This is a genomic window from Borborobacter xinjiangensis (genome assembly GCF_047739745.1).
Lineage (GTDB): Bacteria > Pseudomonadota > Alphaproteobacteria > Rhizobiales > Rhizobiaceae > Pseudaminobacter.
The window spans coordinates 109,854-128,492 of sequence record NZ_JBLLVA010000012.1 but is presented as its reverse complement, the minus strand read 5'-3'; the positions used below and the strand labels follow the sequence as shown (position 1 = coordinate 128,492).

Annotated in this window: 17 protein-coding genes; 11 read left to right on the top strand and 6 right to left on the bottom strand. The window is 58.2% G+C overall.

Annotated features, from left to right (window positions below):
* The first annotated feature begins 412 nt into the window (after positions 1-412).
* From ACLKMW_RS14655 to ACLKMW_RS14635, 5 genes are all read left to right on the top strand, one after another.
* Positions 413-628, top strand: a complete 216-nt coding sequence (locus tag ACLKMW_RS14655) for a hypothetical protein (protein WP_415725190.1) — start codon at positions 413-415, stop codon at positions 626-628.
* A gap of 482 nt (positions 629-1,110) precedes the next feature.
* Entirely contained in the window at positions 1,111-2,175 is a 1,065-nt protein-coding gene (locus ACLKMW_RS14650) for a hypothetical protein (protein WP_415725189.1), read from the top strand.
* Between the two features lie 837 nt (positions 2,176-3,012).
* The gene (locus ACLKMW_RS14645; protein WP_415725188.1) at positions 3,013-3,519 is read left to right on the top strand and encodes a thermonuclease family protein; all 507 of its coding nucleotides are present in this window, start codon (positions 3,013-3,015) and stop codon (positions 3,517-3,519) included.
* Positions 3,520-4,435: 916 nt separating this feature from the next.
* On the top strand, positions 4,436-4,717 hold the full coding sequence (locus ACLKMW_RS14640) for a hypothetical protein (protein ID WP_415725187.1): 282 nt from the start codon (positions 4,436-4,438) through the stop codon (positions 4,715-4,717).
* A gap of 387 nt (positions 4,718-5,104) precedes the next feature.
* Positions 5,105-6,010: a PhnA-like protein gene (locus ACLKMW_RS14635; protein WP_415725236.1), complete on the top strand. Its 906-nt coding sequence runs from the start codon at positions 5,105-5,107 to the stop codon at positions 6,008-6,010.
* Positions 6,011-6,083: 73 nt separating this feature from the next.
* On the opposite strand, the gene ACLKMW_RS14630 is transcribed toward ACLKMW_RS14635, so the two are convergent.
* Positions 6,084-6,455, bottom strand: coding sequence for a PRC-barrel domain-containing protein (locus ACLKMW_RS14630; RefSeq protein WP_415725186.1), 372 nt, complete (start codon positions 6,453-6,455; stop codon positions 6,084-6,086).
* A 652-nt stretch (positions 6,456-7,107) separates the two neighbouring features.
* Between ACLKMW_RS14630 and ACLKMW_RS14625 the strand changes: the two genes are divergently transcribed.
* Together ACLKMW_RS14625 and ACLKMW_RS14620 are read left to right on the top strand one after the other, a co-directional pair.
* Complete coding sequence (locus tag ACLKMW_RS14625; RefSeq protein ID WP_415725185.1) at positions 7,108-7,419, top strand: hypothetical protein; 312 nt, start codon at positions 7,108-7,110, stop codon at positions 7,417-7,419.
* 567 nt (positions 7,420-7,986) lie between these two features.
* Positions 7,987-8,235 carry a DUF982 domain-containing protein gene (locus tag ACLKMW_RS14620; protein ID WP_415725184.1) on the top strand — a complete coding sequence of 83 codons (249 nt, stop codon included), beginning with the start codon at positions 7,987-7,989 and terminating at the stop codon, positions 8,233-8,235.
* Between the two features lie 879 nt (positions 8,236-9,114).
* Here ACLKMW_RS14620 and ACLKMW_RS14615 read toward each other — a convergent pair.
* On the bottom strand, positions 9,115-9,312 hold the full coding sequence (locus ACLKMW_RS14615) for a PAS domain-containing protein (protein WP_415725183.1): 198 nt from the start codon (positions 9,310-9,312) through the stop codon (positions 9,115-9,117).
* A gap of 670 nt (positions 9,313-9,982) precedes the next feature.
* Complete coding sequence (locus tag ACLKMW_RS14610) at positions 9,983-10,453, bottom strand: metallophosphoesterase family protein (RefSeq protein WP_415725182.1); 471 nt, start codon at positions 10,451-10,453, stop codon at positions 9,983-9,985.
* 183 nt (positions 10,454-10,636) lie between these two features.
* Between ACLKMW_RS14610 and ACLKMW_RS14605 the strand changes: the two genes are divergently transcribed.
* The 3 genes from ACLKMW_RS14605 to ACLKMW_RS14595 all read left to right on the top strand — a co-directional run bounded on the left by ACLKMW_RS14605 (position 10,637) and on the right by ACLKMW_RS14595 (position 13,711).
* Positions 10,637-11,002 (top strand): DUF2200 domain-containing protein, encoded by a 366-nt coding sequence (locus ACLKMW_RS14605; RefSeq protein ID WP_415725181.1) that lies wholly within the window; start codon positions 10,637-10,639, stop codon positions 11,000-11,002.
* Between the two features lie 458 nt (positions 11,003-11,460).
* Positions 11,461-12,909: an endo-1,3-1,4-beta-glycanase EglC gene (gene eglC / locus ACLKMW_RS14600; protein ID WP_415725235.1), complete on the top strand. Its 1,449-nt coding sequence runs from the start codon at positions 11,461-11,463 to the stop codon at positions 12,907-12,909.
* 256 nt (positions 12,910-13,165) lie between these two features.
* Positions 13,166-13,711: a cysteine hydrolase family protein gene (locus ACLKMW_RS14595; protein ID WP_415725234.1), complete on the top strand. Its 546-nt coding sequence runs from the start codon at positions 13,166-13,168 to the stop codon at positions 13,709-13,711.
* A 73-nt stretch (positions 13,712-13,784) separates the two neighbouring features.
* Here ACLKMW_RS14595 and ACLKMW_RS14590 read toward each other — a convergent pair whose 3' ends face one another.
* The gene (locus ACLKMW_RS14590; RefSeq protein WP_415725180.1) at positions 13,785-14,105 is read right to left on the bottom strand and encodes a SemiSWEET family sugar transporter; all 321 of its coding nucleotides are present in this window, start codon (positions 14,103-14,105) and stop codon (positions 13,785-13,787) included.
* Positions 14,106-14,676: 571 nt separating this feature from the next.
* On the opposite strand from ACLKMW_RS14590, the gene ACLKMW_RS14585 reads away from it, so the two are divergent.
* Complete coding sequence (locus ACLKMW_RS14585) at positions 14,677-15,798, top strand: extracellular catalytic domain type 1 short-chain-length polyhydroxyalkanoate depolymerase (protein ID WP_415725179.1); 1,122 nt, start codon at positions 14,677-14,679, stop codon at positions 15,796-15,798.
* Positions 15,799-15,978: 180 nt separating this feature from the next.
* On the opposite strand, the gene ACLKMW_RS14580 is transcribed toward ACLKMW_RS14585, so the two are convergent.
* Together ACLKMW_RS14580 and katE are read right to left on the bottom strand one after the other, a co-directional pair.
* A complete protein-coding gene (locus tag ACLKMW_RS14580; protein WP_415725178.1) occupies positions 15,979-16,488 on the bottom strand; it encodes a DUF6894 family protein in 510 nt (169 codons plus the stop codon).
* A gap of 29 nt (positions 16,489-16,517) precedes the next feature.
* A complete protein-coding gene (gene katE, locus ACLKMW_RS14575) occupies positions 16,518-18,629 on the bottom strand; it encodes a catalase (protein WP_415725177.1) in 2,112 nt (703 codons plus the stop codon).
* Positions 18,630-18,639: the final 10 nt, after the last annotated feature.

Genomic DNA, 18,639 nt, shown 5'->3' with positions numbered 1-18,639 from the left:
GCCGATCGTCATCTTGGTGATCGGCTTTGAAAGATGCTTCTGGCGGTGGCCGAAGATGGTTTTCAGCGCTCTGGCGGCGCCTCCCGCCATCTGTCGGATAGAGTGAAGTCGAGCAGCATCGCCGCTCCGGCCGGAACGGTGTTGTCCATGTGATTTCCTTCGGTTTGGGGGTAAGATGTGACGGGAGGTGCGCCGCGCGATGCGTCCGCCACAACCAAGTTGGCAGGATTGGTTCTACGTCACGGTGATGGTGGGAGCTGCGGCAGGTATCCTATGGGCCATCGCCTCCTGGCCGTATTGACCCTGTGCTGAGATGGCTCATGGGTTGGAGAAAGAGCAGCGAGCACCAAAGGAACAAAAAGGGTGCACGCGGTTTATCTGCCTGGGTGTAGACGGACTTGGGAGGGTTCCTATGCGGGTTCAGGTAATGCCGGCGAAACGAAGCGGCAGTTCCAAGACGATTTTTGATCGCCCTGTAGAAGAAGACGACGTTCATCCAGGAAAGGATGACCACGTGACGGTTTCGGTCCTTGTAGACGGCATCTATCATGACAAGTCCAAGTACCGTTACACATTCGAACTTTCTAAAGCGGACATTCGCGCAATCCTCGCAAGAATCTCATCGTAGCAACCAAGCCGGTTCGGCTATCCTGTGTTAATGAGAAAGCGTTTCAGCGCTCGCTAAAATGGCAGGCTGCCTTGTCCAGGCAGTAGGGCCTGGCTGCCGACCCACCCACAGCACGGCGGTCAGGCCCGCTCGGTCGAGCTAATCCGTACAGGCAATATCTTCTCACGAATCCCGCGTGGTAAAACGGCACCGTTACTGGAAAGGAAGGCCTCGAAGGTAGCAGGGGCCCGGTCGCAGCGCCCCCCTACCCTCGGCCGGGCCCGCTACCTCGTCCAAGCAGAAGGGTATTGCTGCCGACCCACTCCACCGGTCATGCCCGCTTGTCTCAGCTATCCGTTATGCTAGGAAATCACCGTCGTTCGCTCCCGCGACGGCAGAGTCCGGTCGCGCCCGCAAGGTCCGCCCCCCCCCCGCGACCGGACTCGCTGGAACTATAGCTTGCAGTCTGATAAGCGGAGCGACGCATTGCACAGGGGCTAGTTGTGACGTCGTGGTTTTCCGTTGGCGTTGTCACTCTCGCGGCAATCCTTGCGTTTTGGTTTTCAGCGCAACAAATCCAGTCGCCAAAGTATAAGGAAATTAGTGTCTCGGGCTGGCAAACGTATTGCGCATTTGCTTACGAGCACCGCTGGACAACAGCGCCGGAGGGCAAGCTGTCGGTGGAAGCTGTAGGCCGCCCGTCAGCCGACATACACTTCGCTCAGCTTTTCCAACACGCCGACGAGTTGCGCGTGTGGGATTTAGGAAACAATGAACAATTCGCGCTGCGCAACGGTCGCTTCGAGGCGGCCGAATTCGCACCTTGCGAGCCGTTTAGAGCGAACGGCTGGACCTTTTCACATACCAATGGGCGTATAACTGCCTGCCGCGGCAATGGCTGCCGATCGGTCTCAATCCTCCCGCGCACAGTCCCGTTGATGTTTGCCGCCAAGAGGCAAGGCGTCGCCATCGGAACCAGCCATGGAGACGTGCTGCTTTTCCGAGGTGGCAAGTGGTGCCGTATGCGACGCGACGGCCAAGTATGGTCCTGCCCCGGAAGGATGCTGCCGATCGTGAACAAGCCGAGCAACCAGTTCTACTCCTCAATCAGCTTCGGCCGCACAACGCTTGTAGGCGAATACCCAACAGGAAAGATGTACTCGTTCGATGGGCACCAACTTAGATCGTGGAGCACCGCCCCTAAAGAAGCGCTCACATGGTCTGCAGAACCGCAAAGCTTTGCCTTCTATTGCGGTGAACTTTATGTCGGATACTGGCCGCGCGGGGAAGTCTGGCGGTATGCAGACGGGAGTTGGAAAGGCCCGATTAGGCTTTTCAGCACACCGCCTGAACCGAATTTCCCATTTCAAATGCAAGCTGAAGAAGCCGGCCTTATTGGCAACTTCTTCGGCCGTCGCGTTCCATCACTGATTCCGCACGGCGATTCGCTTTATGCCGTCACTTCGAACAAGGGAGATTGGAGTAGAAGAACGCCAGTCCAGGTCGACGGAGCTGACGAATACGGTGCAGTGTGGAAAATCCGCCGCGACGGATGCTTTACTTATTAGGCCCGCTATCACAGCCGGCCACTGCGCTACGAAAGCGGCGCCCGCTGCTTGCCCACCTGCGGCAGAGTCGATCGTGCACTCATGGTTTGCCCCTGATGCGGCCGCACTCGCTCCACGCTGCAGTTCGGCGGGATCGTGGGGACATGGGCGGCCGCAGGCGGCTTTGTCGCGCCACCTGCATCATTCACCGGCGATACGCCCGACGAGCTTTCCTGTGCGGCCTGCCCCGTTAGAGCTTGCGCCGGCTGTCTTGCCCTTGGCGTCAGCTTTCAGCTCGGCGTTGGAACATCATCACTCGTTTTGATCGTCTCTGACCTAGGGGCGCAGGTTCTAGCAGCTTGCAATCTGCGGTGCCTTCTTCGTTTCTGTCTTCCCCTCGACGACTTCGCCGATCGCCTTCGCCTTGGTTTGTCACGGCAGCCCGTCTGCTTGGTCAGGTTTGGAATGACCTTCGTCTTCGCCCGATTGCCCACCAGATTGACATGCGCGGCAGGAGATTCGGGAGGCGATGGGTTAGCACGTTGATCTGTCTGCCATAGCGCCTCAGATGCTCATGGGCCCACGTGATGGTGACAGTGCTCATTGCCGTTCCGCCTTGCTTTCTGGAAAGCCGTTTGACCTCTGGCCCAAGCCTTCATGCTTGCCGATACTACTTATTGGTGCTTTGCTCTGGCCGGGCTTGGGAGAAACCACTATGAAATCTGCAAAGTTGGCCGTTGTCGCGGCTGTGTGTGTTTTATTTGGCGTCGTGTCTGCCACTGCGCATGGTGGCGGATGCCGGAAAAGCTCACCACCCGGTCAATGCTGCCACATGGATAACAGCGCAGGCTCAGTTCATTGCCATTGAGAACTGCTGTTTTATTCGCTGTCACCTCAGCGCTTATCACAACGGCCGCAGCTGACGATGCGATCGTCGGCCGCGCCGCAGTCATTGACGGCGACACGATCGAGATCAAAGGCGAGCGCATCAGGTTCAACGGGGTCGACGCGCCGGAGAGCTGGCAGCTATGCCAGGATGAGACCGACCGTGACTACCGCTGCGGCCAAGTCGCGGCGAACGCCCTCGCTGAATTCCTTTCTCGATCACGGCCGACGCGATGCGAGTTCGTGGAGCGGGATCGTTATCAGCGCTTCGTTGGCAACTGTTTTCGAGCCGACGGTCAGAGCGTGTCGTCGTGGCTGGTCCGCAATGGTCACGCGCTAGACTGGCCGCGATACTCCAAGAAGGCCTTTGCCGCAGATCAGGAGCAAGCTAAGCGCCGCAAGCTTGGCATGTGGCAGGGTCTCTTCGTAAGACCATGGGACGCTCGCGCTGATCAGCGAAAGCCGAATTCAGGCAGTTGACGTCGTTTTCCGATCGAAGTTAGGGCGTTAAAAACCACCGGCCTCACGGAGCGGAACCGTGAAGGCTGCCACTCGTTTGTTGCGAAATGAAGCACTCACTCCCATTGCGACTTGTGCTCCGCTTTCTCCGAGGCTCCGTCAGGCTGGTGATCGGTGGGATACTTGCAGGAGCGATCCTGGTGCAAATGCTGACATCCGAGGCACCCCAAGCGGTTGAGCAGCATGACATGATACCGCACTGACGCCAGCCGCCAATGTGCCGGGATACTGGCTTGCCGGCGAGTGCAGAACCGTTGCCGGGCTGCGTCGTCCTGAACTGATTATGGCGTCGCGGGCTAAGCAGGAACCGTGCCCTGCTGCTCGCCTCCTGTCTCCGTCTAAACGGCCATGTGGAATTTGTGACCTGGCTCGCCTCAGGACCCGCCATGGAACCGTGCCTTGCAGCGCAGCGTTGTTCCGGTTCATGGAGTTTCTCCAATGCCCCGGAAATATGCGTATGAATCCGGCGCCCGAAAGTATCCGGTCCGGTCTGGGCCTGACCCAAGCGATGTCTTTTCGCAAGAGGCGGCCGGTAACAAGCCGCCCGTAAATGGTGTCGGACTTACCAGGAAAATCGAAAAAGAGAAGAACACCCGCAATCCCGACAACAAAGAAGCCTCACCAGAGCCTGCCCATGTCCAACCTCCACCTCGGGATGTTCGGGAGGCACCGACGCCGAATCCAGACGGCAGGCCCGGCGACAAAAAAACTCCGACAGAGGATGTAAATGAAAAACCCGCCTCGTAAGGCGGGCCATGGGCGTATATCTGCGGATACAAATCAGCATGGGGTTTCGTGACGGTTGCCAGTCGTGCCCGGTGGGTTGGCGACTTGTTTGGCATTGTGGTGAGATCGCAGTCGACACGGGAGCGCGCCGATGAACTTTATTTCCGTGATGGCAGTCACCGAGGAGATCGCCAGAGAGCAAGCCGCCACCAAAACCGGCTATGCAGCCGACACTATCGGTCGGGTCGCCCTCGTTATTGATCAGAGCAACAGCAGCCGCCAAAAAGCTTTCATCTTCGAAACAACCAACGACATCACCAAACACCCACTCTATGCCAAGGGCAGGCTTTCCGACGTCTTCGACTTGACTATGCAAGCGGTGAACGACGGGCCAGTGCTGTTGTTCGGCCCTGAAGTGACCGCTGGTGGATAGCTACCTTGTCCTGACCTGCGGTTCCGCAATGCCCAACCGCTCCTTTGCTCCGAAATGACACACTTACTCGCATTGCGACTTGCAGGAGCGATTTTGATGCAAATGCTGACATCCGAGGAGCCGCGAGGGGTTTGGCAGCATGATATAGAATTGACGCCTGTATACGGGCGCAGCCGTTCGCGTAGGCTGTAGCGTTTAATGGAGCCGGCACTGCTGCTGGCGATTGCTGGCGACCCTCGTTGGGCGGTGGATTGAAGGTCGGGTCGCCATGGTCGATTCGCCGAAAGCTGCGGGGGGCTGCTTTATTCGGCTGCCGAGGGAACATTGCTGTCCCGCGACAGTTACCTTTGGTTGCGCGGTAAAATCCGCTTTGTTGAGGTCCATGCCATGACCGACTTCAATCATCCAGCCGATCCCAACCGATTCACCGCACCGTCGGCCGCCGAAGATGCTCACGCCATTATTGTAAATGAAGTCAGTTGGGGCGCGATCTTCGCGGGGGTCGTGGTGGCCCTCGTCGTCCAAGTGCTTTTGACAATGCTCGGCGCAGGCGTGGGCGTGGCAACGCTTGACCCTGCGACCGGCGACAATCCAGGTGCCACGACATTCTCCGTAGTCGCCGGAATTTGGTACGTCATCGCTGGCATCATCGCAGCCTATGCCGGCGGGTATATCTCGGCACGCATGTCGGGCAAAACTCACGCTACCACCGGAGCTTTACATGGTCTGACCACCTGGGCGGCCACCACACTGCTGGTTCTTTATTTTCTCACGAGCACGGTCGGCGCGATCGTCGGAGGCGCCTTTAGCGGAGTTGCCAGTGTCGTTGGTGGTCTCGGTCAAACTGTTGCGCAGACTGCCGCTCCCATGATTGCGGCAGCCAATCCGTTGGATGCTATCGAAGACCAAGTGCGATCGACCGGCACCGATCCAGAGGCGCTAAACACCGCCGCCGTTAATGCGATACGAGCATTCTTGACCAGCGACGAAGCTGGAGCGGATGCTGCTAGGCAGCAGGCAGCGCAGGCGTTGTCCACGGCCCGAAACATACCCCTTGATCAAGCGACGCAGCAGGTCGCGCGGATTGAACAGCAATATCGCCAAACTGTCGAGACAACACAGCGGGAGGCGGCGGAAGCCGCCGATGCCGCTGCGTCTGCGGCGTCAGCAGGGGCGATCTTCGCCTTCATAGCTCTGGTGTTAGGCGCGATCGCCGGCTGGCTTGGTGGGCGCTCGGGGGTAGTTCATCCCGTGTTCGCCGACAGAGTGTTCCCGACCCGACGCCCTACGTGATGGCCCGATCGCCCATTTGCGGGCAGCGGCGCATAGAGCCGCCTTCACAGGCGGCTCTAGCTTTATGACTCAATTATCCGGCGTAAGGCCGAACACCGTAGTAGTCACTGACCGTCCGACCGCCTTCGTACCAGTCGTATTCTTCATCCCTGCCGTATCTGGGGGCACCCTCGACCTGCTCCTTGGTAATGGCCACGCGGAACCCGCCAAGGCTTTCGTCGTAAGTCAACGTCTCCCAAGGAACAGGATAATAATCGGTTCCCATCCCAAGGAATCCGCCGAAACTCAAAACTGCGTACGCAACTTTTCCGCTTCGTTTTCCGAGCACCAGCTTTTCAACTTCGCCGACGCTGTCTCCATTTGCATCATAAACGTCGGTTCCGATGACCATGTCGCTGGCGACAAGATCGCGGCTCACTTCAATGTTGGGGTCTTGGTTCGCCATGTTGTTCTCCATCGTTTGGAGGGAGTCAACGTTGCCAGGATTCGTCAGTTCCTGCGCCGGAGAAATTTCGGGGAGCGACGTAATCGATCAGGACACATGAGAGTGTCAGTCGCCCCGTCTAGCGAGCCGCTCCACACATAAGGGCGTTCATACGACCTGATGCAGCGGAGCAGCCGATCTTTCATTCGTGCCGGCCCATCTTGCTGTCGACCAGTAGCCGAATAGGAATATGTCAACCGGCAGTGCGAAGAGCATTGGCGATGATCTCCGTCGATGGCAAGCGCTTCTTACCGTCAGGTTTAGGTGCGCTGGTGCGCTCCAGACCGCCTCATGCTGCCAATCCAACTCGCCCATCGTACCCGCCCGCACCGATGCCCTCACTATCGCATCGAATGAAAGGCGCGGCTTGTTAATGCAGCGAGGCGGCGGTCATGGAGGGCGGCTCACCACGCAAGCCAGCCACGTATGCACAAATATTGGCCTGCCGGCGTGTGCAGCACTGTTGCCGGCCATGCGCCACGGGAACTGGTTACAGGAGTCGGTTTGAACTGACAGCCTCTTTGTTATCAGGCCATCGAGCTATCGAAGCGCTCAACTGCTGAACCTTTTACGACCGCGGGCGTTTGTCCCTCTCTCAAAGGGAGGTTCTGAGATGTCCCGAAACGAAAATCGCCGTGAGACTGGCGCTCGCAAATTCACAGCTAAGCAGGACGCCGATGCGTCCAACGATTTTTCGCAGGAAGCGGCAGAAAACAAGAAGTCTGAGGATGGAAAGGGTCCAGGCAGGCCGCTCGATGAAGCCAATGAGCAAACCCGCCAATCCGATGGCCAGAGCGCCAAACGCTCCACACCCAATCCTTCCACAGAAAAGGTGTCTGGCGCAGGCCCGGCGCTCGCTGAACACTCCAAGGATGCAAAGGCTCCCCGTTCTGGTCGGCAGCCTGGAGCGTACGTGAAACATTGACGGTGTTCGCGGTGATGTAAATAACCCTGCTGGGCTAGTTTTACGCGCAACTAGACGCAGATCACCAGAGGGATTCCGTCGCAAGATCAACACACACTGCTCCTGCGCTACTTGCCTGACAACGAAAGTTTCGCGCATATTCGTTGAAGACGGTGCAGGACCGCCGTCATGCCGCACCTTTCGATTGCGGTGATGCGTCCACCCGGTCGTCAAGCCCGATCGCGTCCTATCTTGGATCGATCGAGTCATTCCGGCACTCTCCCAAAGCCTGGCGCCAACTGAGAGCCAGCATGGAACAGATGTCCTGCTTGTTCAACCAGACTGGTATTCGAAGAAGTCCAGCATAGGTGAAGCTGCCGTTCGCTGCGGCCGGGTCGAATCCTCACCTTGACGCTCCAGACGCGGGCGCCTTCCGTCTGGCTTGGCCTCGAATGCAAGGGGTTCTCGCGACGGTAGGCTTCGCGCGCCTTGTGTCGGCGATGATCATGCAATTTTCTCCGCATTCCCTAGGCAACAAGTCGCATAGCGAAGCGTTTTAAAGGGATGAACTATTTTTGAGTTCTTGCGATGGGCACTCAGCGCTTCGATAAACCCGTTCGAATTCGCTTCGGCAAACCCGGAAAGACGTTTTTGGTTACGTCCGTTGGCGAGGCGAGGAACTGCTTGAGAAGTGACAAATGGCCCGCTCGCTCGGGACCGAAACAGCGGCTTGCCCACGAGTCGCTTCTGGCCGCAATGGCCGGGACTGCAACGCCTGTAGAGGCTAGATGCGCCTTTGTCGATGCCGCATCTGAAGCTCGGATATTGGCAATCTGAGCCGCCGGAACGGCGCTAGGCTACTGCATGAGCCTCGATCCCGGTCACCGGGGCCATCCAAGGAATTGCTTGTCAGGGCTTCAGCCACACGGAAATGCCTTGCTAACCCCTACACGTTGACGCCCACTGTTTTCACGAACGACAAAACCCGCCCCGAACAGTGACAACCACTTCACGCGTTTGTTCACGCAGGCACTGCCGCGCCGCATAGAACCTGAATAGCCCATTCCCCTTGACGTCCGATTGACACAGGACAGCTTGGCCGCGATCAATATTTTAGGAAAATGAAAATTCAGAGCTCGGGAGTTCGTCCTGTCTGGTCGGCATTTCCGAGCGGCACTTGCCAAGTTGCTGAGCTCATTCATACGTTTGACTGGTCTTCAATCGGCCTAGGTCCGACTGTCGGTTAGCCAAGTTGCGTTCGTGCAACGATCGAGCTGATTCTGCCCTCAGGCGCCGATCGTCATGTTTGTCGGGCCGGAATTTGTGGCCCGCTACAACGACGCTTACGCTCCAACCATCGGTGACAAGGGGCTGACGTAGCTTGCGCCTGCGGCAGCCGAGAATGCCCTTTGTGGAGTGTCGGGATTTTAGGAGATTAAGAGATTGCCGCCTCATGAGCGGAGATTTGCTTGCGGAGCCTCTTCATCTCTTCGAAACGCTTCGTGACATCCGTCATGACTGCAACCATTCCGCTTACCATGCCATTGGCACCGAGAAGCAGCGTGATACTGAAGTCAATCGAAATGCGGTGGCCGCTCTTGTGCAAACCGGGCACTGATAGCACATCGCCAGCGCCATAGCGGCTGGTCCCTGATCGAACGGTTTGGCGATATCCCTCCCAATGTCGGACGCGAAGCGGTTCTGGGATGATGATATCTAAGACTGGCCAAGCGCCTCCTGTTCAGTAAACCCGAAAACGCGTTCGGCACCGGGATTCCACAGCACGATGGTGCCATCTCGATCACTGGCAACGATGGCGTTCGCGGCACTCTTAAGAATGCAGTTGGCTACGTCTTCTGGGGCGAACGAGGTCGCCTTACCCAAATCGCGCTGACTCATGTCAATATCGGGCATGGCAACAGCAACTCCTTGATTTTTCCTGCAGTATGCATCCACTAAAGTTGGCGCAAAGCAGCTTTTCCACCAAAATTTGCCTCGTCCGACGCTGCCTATTTGACGACGCTGGGCTCCCCACTCCCTTACCCGCCAGCTTGGACGTAGCTACGTCCCTCCCCACCTACCCGCAGCGTGGGCTTTCGTTGGTTTATGGCCATTGCACCGTTACGAGCAAGTGCGCCATTGTCTTTCCAGTATCCTGTCGATGCTTTGTTTGGTGCCGTCTAAAGACGTCTTCACCGCACCATCGGCATCCATATTTTGGCATCCTCCGTTGCCTCGCGATGGCGCCGCTTGAAGACGTAGTGCTCGCGACATGAAGCTTGTGCGCGATCAGATTCTCGCGCGCCGCCCTACCACTTGCATTGCCCGAAAAACGCGCTGCTAACTGCGCTATGCTTTGAGTTGAAAAATCCAGGCGAGGACGCACCGGGGAGCCCACCTCCAGCCCCAGCACTGCGGGGCATCGGCTGCACTTCTGCGGGGAGCGACAAACAGGAAAACCGCTTGCGGATCGACGATGCGGCGGATGAGCCCGGGGCCGGCCGATGCCCCGGTGAAATTCCTCTGTAGCCCAGAGTGCGCTTTGGAACTTGTCGATGCGATTGATGGACTGGACATGCTCTTTCTACCGCAGCAGTTCATTCAGGTGGTGGATCTTCGGATGCAGGCTACCTGCTAGGATTTCCACTGTTGCCAAGGTTACGGGCAACCGGAAGCGGCGTGGCCCCGCGCTGCCTGGATTCAGGTAGATGACGCCGTCGGTTGTCTCAATGCTTGGGCGATGAGAGTGGCCGGAGATCACCATGTCAATGCGCTCCTCGCTTGGGCAGATTGTGAGCTCCTTACGATCATGGCTGACGAAGATGCTGTGACCGAACAACGTCAGCCGCAGGGTTTCAGGATATCTCAATGCCCATGAATCGACATCGATATTGCCGCGGATCGCTGCAACTGGCGCGATGGCTTCGAGCCGTGTGACGATATCAGGCTTGCCGATATCACCGGCATGGATGATGTGGTCGACGCCATCCAACAGCTTGATTGCTTCGTCGCGCAGAAGACCGTGAGTATCAGAGATGACGCCGATGATGGACATAGCTCTCGCGTTAGCAGTTCGCGCGCCGCTGTGCGAGATTTCTGATCAAGGGCAACTCCAGATGAGAGTTTGCGCTTCGGGCGTCAGCGTGCGTACCATGCGTGCGACAGCTGCGATCGGGGTGGGCACGCTTGATCTCAGCTACGTTCGAACGGATGATCTCCGGAGAGCTTAGGAGGAGGCATGGCGAAGCATCGCATCTATTCTGTCAGCGTGGCGAGCGTCTATCCGCACTATGTCGCGAAAGCGGAAAAGAAGGGACGCACGAAAGCAGAGATCGATGAAATCATCTGTTGGCTGACGGGATACAGTCAAGAGAGGCTAGACGACCAGTTGGCAAACAACACGAACTTTGAGAACTTTTTTAGCCAGGCGCCTCGGATGAATCCCTCGCGTTCGTTGATTACAGGAATGATTTGCGGCGTCCGCGTGGAAGACATCCAAGAACCCATCATGCAGGAAATCCGCTACCTGGACAAACTGATCGACGAACTAGCTAAGGGGAGGACGATGGAGAAAATTTTACGAAATAGCCAAGTTGATTCCTGAAACCCGCCCACCTGAACATAGGGCGAGTTTCCCACCGATGTCGTTGCGAAATCTCTCCGTCAGCACACGGCCGATTGCTCGCGGTTGAAGAGATGTCGACTTTCTCCGACTTCCCCAAAGCTTCCGGCCGGAATCCACCATCTCGGGCGTTGGAGGGCCGCAGAGGTCGATCTCGAAACACATTCGGCATCCGACCTGAGGGCAGTCATTCATCATCCCTGTTGGACCTCCTGGCGGGGTAGCTCTTCGCCTGGGTACAAGGCCCAATTCACTCCGCTCCTGTGGTGACAAATTCCGATGCTCCAGCGCCAGACATTGGTGGCGTGACCGACAACGTCCCTGTCCGATTGCTCCGTAACGTTCTGCAGCAATATGTTAGCGGTAGGCAGGTCGTCAGAGACCGGCCCCGATGCTAGCCTGTTGTTGGGAGGACGTGGCCCAGCAACAAGGAGACTACCATTCCTACTGTTCCTAACGCCAATGGCGCACTTCTCCCCTACAGCGGTTCCTCGGTGAATCATTTTTCGGCGACGTACTCCGGTCCGCAGCTTTTTGGCAGCGCCAGAAACGACTCACTATGGGGCGACAGCCGCGTGAATGTCACAATGTTTGGCGGGCTAGGCGACGACATCTACCACCTCTATTCCGGCATCAACCGGGCTTCGGAACAGGCTGGTGGTGGCATCGATACCGTCGAGACGTGGATGAGCTATACGCTGCCCGACAAGATCGAAAACCTCGTCGTCACCGGCGACGGGCGCTATGCCATTGGCAATTCGGACAACAACATCATCAGCGGTGGCTCCGGCCAGCAGACAATCGACGGCGGCCTCGGCGACGACGTGTTGAAGGGCGGAGCCGGGGCCGATGTCTTCATCTTCGCGGCCGGCACCGGAAGCGATCTCATCCTGGATTTCGAGAACCACGATACCGTTCGCATGAACGGCTACGGGTTCAGTTCGTTCGAGGAAGTCAGGGCCAACATGGCGCAGTCGGGCGCCGATGTGCGGCTCGACCTTGGACATGAGGAGGTGCTGGTATTTGCAAACGCGAATGTCGGGCAGTTCACGGCAAGCCAGTTCAAGCTCAGCCTCGATAGATCCGACCTCACTTTGTCCTTTGCGGACGAGTTTGAGACGCTCAGCCTGCGGGACGGCGCCAGCGGCACCTGGGACACGAATTTCTGGTGGGGCGGCGAGAATGGCAGCTCGCTTGCCGGGAACGGTGAAAAGCAATGGTACATCGACCATGATTACAGCCCGACAAGCTCCATCAATCCGTTCAGTGTTGATGAGGGCGTGCTGACCATCACCGCCGCGCAGGCTCCCGACGCAATACGGTCCCATATCAACAACTACGAATACACATCCGGCCTGCTGACGACACACGACTCATTCTCCCAGACCTACGGCTATTTCGAGATGCGCGCCGATATGCCGGACAATCACGGTGTCTGGCCGGCATTCTGGCTGTTGCCGGCAGATGGCTCCTGGCCGCCGGAGCTCGATGTCGTGGAAATGCGGGGGCAAGACCCCAACACGGTCCATGTCACGGCGCATTCCTCCGAAACCGGCAGCCGCACGACGGTGGGATCGGCTGTCAACGTACCGGACACGGAGGGCTTCCACACTTATGGCCTGCTTTGGACGAAGGACGAACTCGTCTGGTATTTCGACGATGCCGAGGTGTTTCGGGCCGACACGCCGGACGACATGCACGAGCCGATGTACATGCTGGTCAATCTGGCCGTCGGAGGGGTTGCAGGAACGCCCATCGATAAGCTGGCGACGCCGGCGGAAATGCAGGTGGACTATATCCGCGCCCATCAGTTGGACACTGCCGACTCGTTGTCCGATGCGGGTCGACTCGCAGCCACTTCGGGCGATGGCGGGTATTGGTGGGTGTAAAACGCAGGCCCGGGAAACCGGTTTCGGGGATTGTAGCTAAGCCGGAAACGTTGCGTCCCCGAGTAAACGCTCCGCTTGACAATGCCGCCAAACACCGAACAGCATAATGTTGCGGCCCCGAAAATGGCGACGTAAAAGATCGGCCTGTCGGCCGTTTTTGAACCTTCCGCTCACCGGTCCGTTATAAAGGCCAAACGGTAAGTCGGAGTTTCGATTGACCAGGCCGATCGGCAATTGGCGGCACATCTGTGTCGACATGCAAAGAATGTTTGTCGAAGACACCCCCTGGCGTGTTTCCTGGATGGAGCGCATTCTTCCATGCGTTTTATTGATCGCCGAGCGAGATCCCAAACGAACGATTTTCACGCGATTCGTGCCGCCAAAAACCGCCGAGGATGTGGCTGGGACATGGCGCGACTACTACCTGAAATGGCCGATGATGACAGGCGATAGCTTGGCACCTGAGCTGATCGACCTGCTACCCGAATTAGCGATGCTCGTTCCGCCAGCGGCGATTTTCAATAAACGCGTCTACTCACCTTGGTTCGACGGCACCTTGCAGCGGGCATTGGTATCGAGCGGCGTGGAAACGCTTGTGATTTCGGGCGGCGAAACAGACGTGTGTGTGCTCGCCACCGTGCTCGGGGCAATCGATCTCGGCCATCGCGTGATACTTGTCAGGGATGCTGTCTGCAGTGGCGCCGACGAAACCCACGACGCCTCCCTCGACCTGTTGAGTAGCCGTTTCTCCGTTCAACTGACGGTCGCGACCGCTCAGGAATTTCTAGACGCAATCCACTGACCAAGGCCCACGCCTTCGGTCACCGCAGTCGACCCAGCAGTTCTTGTCGAACGGTCTTGAACCCTGATCTGACTTAGCGTTCAGATTTTCTCGATCCCGATTTATCTGGGTCGAGTGTCTCGGCAACCGCTTCTTTCTGGGCGCGAGGAAGAACGGTCATCAGCAGAATGAACGCCGAAAGGACCAGGCAAACACCATTGGTAATGATGATGGGCCACTCATTCTTCATAATACCGAATGCCAACCAGCAGGCGAATCCCAAAGCGGTGATGGCATACATCGGTGCAGAGATACTGCCCGTGTCCCTGGTCTTGATGATCTTCCAGGCTTGCGGAGTGAAACTGGTCATCGAGCACAGGGCTGCGAGATAGCCGACGAGAGTGACTGTTTCCATGTAACCAAACTGTCCTGATGGCGTTTCGTTCAACGCGGTGGCTGCGGTCCGTTCACCCGCCGCGCGACTTCATTCTGTCAGAGGTCCACGGCGGTTGATCACGATGCGAGCGGTCATTGCAGGTTATTCTACTGCCTGATCATCGAGGCGGCCCGGCCGCCCTGATCAGCCACGCCGTACTTGGGCGGTTTTACCCCCGGTTATCTTCGCCGACGCCCGCCGGTTGGCAAGCTGGATATCCCTTGACGCTCGACGGTCCTGGTTTCTCCCGCGGTAGCTCGGGGCCCGACCCGCTGGAGCAGTTGCGGCAACAGGACTGACATCGACGGATGGCTGCGAGGGTCTATCCTACCTTAATGCTGGTCGTTGTGCGGCTGATAACCCGATCATCCGTGTGAGTTCGGCGAAGATCGGGCTCTCAGCTTCGCCGTGTACATTGTTGCTTCTAAAGGTCGGGCCGGGTTCTCTTCAATCGTTTCCTTGCTATTGTGCGGTGCAGCAACGATATTGCTCCAAGTACGTTACACAGTACTGCCGTCCAATTCCGGGCGTCACAACAGGGACGGCTCCATTGCGAAAACTCTCCGATACGATCGCGCGGCTCGGCGCGCTGAAAGCACAAAATGCGTCTTACACGGCCGGAAATGACTGTCCGCCCGAAAATCTTGCCACTCTGTTAGGTTTCGGTTCCAACCCAGGGGTGTTGCAGGCAAAATACTATATTCCGAAACACCTGCCGCAAGGCGCGCCGCTGGTCGTCGTGCTCCATGGCTGCACCCAGACTGCAGCAGGCTACAACCATCACTCCGGTTGGTCAGAGCTCGCCGAGGAAGAAGGTTTCGCGCTGCTCTTTCCCGAGCAGCAGCGCACCAACAATCCGAACCTGTGCTTCAACTGGTTTCAGCCTGGCGATGCGAGGCGCGGTTCTGGCGAGGTACTTTCGATCCGCCAGATGATCGATGCAATGGTTTTGATCCACCGCCTCGATCGCAACCGCGTCTTCGTAACCGGACTCTCGGCGGGAGGCGCGATGGCTGCGGCCCTGCTGGCGTCCTACCCGGAGGTGTTCGCCGGGGGAGCCATTATCGCCGGCCTGCCCTTTGGCAGCGCAACGACGATTTCGCAGGCGTTTGACCGCATGCGCGGCCACGGCGGTCCGTCGCACGTGGTGCTGCAGCGGGCGCTCCGCGGCGCGTCCGATCACCAGGGACCATGGCCGAGAATTTCGATCTGGCACGGCAGCGCCGACAAAACCGTAGTTCCCTCGAACGCCGAATCCATGGTCGGCCAGTGGCGCGGCGTGCACAAGCTCGATGAGAGGCCGACCTACTCGAAGACCACCGGCGTCATTGCAAAGCAGGTTTGGTGCGACCCATCCGGCGACGCGGTGATCGAGATCAACATGATCGCCGGCATCGGCCACGGCACACCGATTGGCGACGGCCTTGGCGTAGCCGGACCCTACATGCTCGATGTTGGCATCTCCTCCACGCGAGAGATCGCGCGCTTTTGGCGCATCGCGCAGTCCGATGGCAAGGCCACCTATGTGCGGTCGGCCTCTACGGCAGGCAAACGACCGCCGCCGAAACCATCCGACGGGTCGGCTGTTCATCGGCGCCATCCGGCATCGAAGGGGTCGGGGGTGCAGCAGCTCATCGAGGATGCTCTTCGGGCAGCCGGCTTGATGCGCTAGGCCATTCGCGACGTCACTTTGCATGACTACTCGAGACGAGCCCCGAGCGAGCCTTAGAGCCGCAACTCAACCGTGGGAACGCCGTAGTGGACTCGAAGGAGACACTCGTCATGCCTTCGACCCTGACCCGCACAGTCCAATCAGCAGAACTGTCGGTGTGGTTCGAACCAGCGAGACGGATCATTGTCCGATTTGGCGAGCCACCTCCGCCTGTTGCACGTCGATGGCACAGAGTAGTTTGCCGTTCTCGTCGCGCACGCGCACCAGCCAGGCTGAAAGATCGTCTGTACCGGGCTGCCGATCCGTCAGGAGTTCGATCGCGCAGCGGACCGCCTCCTCGCACGCTGCTTCATAGCTCGGCATCCAGGACGGCGGCACCTGCCGGCTGCTCTCGCCGTCACGATATTCAAAGATGTAAACCCCGCCGTTCTCGTCATTGGCCGCGGTGACGGCGATTTCGTCGAAATTACCGTTGCTCCTAGCGTCGTAATCGTTGGCTGCTAGACCGAAAGTGGCGGTCTGGACCAGAACTGCCCGTGCCCGTTCGAGCGCCGTCTGGTCGTTTCCCGCTTCGATCCTTGCCATATCGACAGTGACGCAGTCACCGCCTTCGCCGCAAAAGAGAACCCGCAGGATCGGCTCACCGGTTGGGCCAGTCGCCCGTGCGACCTCGGTTCGAACGATCTGCATCAAAAACTCCTTCAGTCGGTCAGAACCGGTTACAGTTTGACCGCCATCTCCCGGCTCCAAAGACGAAGCCTGCGGCAGGACTCGATAAATGTGGCAATCATCTGCGGATCATCGAGACTGATGAGACCTTCGTCGGCGTCCGGGTCGATGCCGGCCTTTTGCAGCACCGGGATGGCGCCGGCGCAGAAGCCGATGAACTTGCAATGAGCAAAGGCGTCGGCGACGAAGTCTCGCGCGGCGGCCTCACCCGTCAGGCGCTCCGCGCCTTCTTCAGAGAGGATCAGCGCCACGGCGTCGAACAAAACCGAGGGTCCGCCGTCGATCATGTGCTTGGCCTCGATCCAACTGCCGTCTGCTGCCTCGACTCCACGGACTTTCGGTGCGATGACCTCCATCACCGCACCTTCCTTCTCAATCGCCGATCGGAGCTTCTTCAGCAAAGCGGCATCGGCGCCAGGGCTCACGAGTACGCCCACCTTTCTCCCCGCGAAACTCTCGGGCCCGTTTTCAATGATGCTTAAAGCGGGGGAGGCGGCAAGATCATCGCGCGGCGGCACAGCCGCCTCGGCCGGCTTGGGTAGTTTGGTGATGCCCAGCTTGTCGGCCACCGCACTACCGAGCGTTTCATCAATGTTGAGCAGATGCGAAACCATTCGCTCGCGAATGACAGGGTTCTCGCATTTGCTGAGTTCGAAGGTCAGCGCCATGACGATGTGCCGCTGCTCGGTCGCGGTTTGGCTGATGAAGAACTGCCGCGCCTGACTGTAGTGATCGGCAAAGCTTTCCGGGCGCAGCCGCGCCTTGTGGCCTTCCTCGGGATTGGCGAATGTCGGAAAACCTTTTTGCGGGCTTTCCCGTGGTCCCTCACCCCACGAGTTCGGCTGATAGTTTGCCCGGCCAACCGGATTGCGCATCGCCATGTGCCCGTCCTGCTGGAAATGGTGGAACGGACATTTAGGCGCGTTAATCGGAATGTGGGTGAAGTTCGGACTGCCCAGCCGCTTCAACTGCGTATCGAGATAGGAGAAGTTGCGGCCTTGGAGCAACGGATCGTTGGAAAAGTCGATGCCGGGCGGTACGTTCTGCGTCATGAACGCGACCTGCTCGGTCTCGGCGAAGAAATTGTCGGGCATGCGGTCGAGGACCAGACGCCCAACAGGTATGGGCTCAACGACCTCTTCCGGGATGATCTTGGTTGGATCGAGCACGTCGAAGTCGAAGCTGTCGGCGAACTCCTGGTCGAACAGCTGAAGGTTCAATTCCCACTCGGGGAAGTCTCCAGATTGAATCGCATCCCACAGGTCACGACGGTGAAAATCCGGATCGGCGCCATTGATCTTGACCGCCTCGTTCCATACCACCGACTGCATGCCAAGTTTCGGTTTCCAGATGAACTTGACGAAGGTGGATTCGCTTTTTGCATTGACCAGCCGGAACGTATGAACGCCGAAGCCCTGCATGAATCGGAACGAGCGCGGAATGGCTCGGTCCGACATGATCCACATGATCATGTGCATCGATTCCGGCGTGAGCGAGATGAAGTCCCAGAAATTGTCATGCGCGGATTGCGCCTGCGGGAAGGCCCGATCCGGCTCCTCCTTCACCGCGTGCACCATGTCGGGAAACTTGATCGCATCCTGGATGAAGAAGACCGGGATGTTGTTGCCGACGATGTCCCAGTTGCCTTCCTTGGTATAGAGCTTCACCGCGAAGCCGCGAACATCGCGAGCCAGGTCAAAAGAACCTTTCGAGCCGGCGACGGTTGAAAAGCGGACAAAGGCCGGAGTTTTCTCGCCAGGCCGTTGAAAGATGTCCGCCCGCGTGTAAGCGGCTAAAGATTCATATGTCTCGAAAAAACCGTGGGCACCGTAGCCGCGTGCGTGAACCACGCGTTCGGGAATGCGCTCATGGTCGAAATGAAAAATCTTCTCGCGGAAATGAAAGTCTTCCAGGACGGTGGGACCGCGCGCACCGATTTTCAGCGAGTTCTGGTCGTCGGAGACCGGGCCACCCTGGGCGGTCGTAAGGATGGGAGTATCACCTTCCGCTATCTGATGCAGCTCCCCACCCTGCCCGCGCTCGAGCCTCTGATCATGAATTGTCGCGAGCTTGTCCGACAATCGTCCCGAATTCTTGGCCATGCTGTTTTCC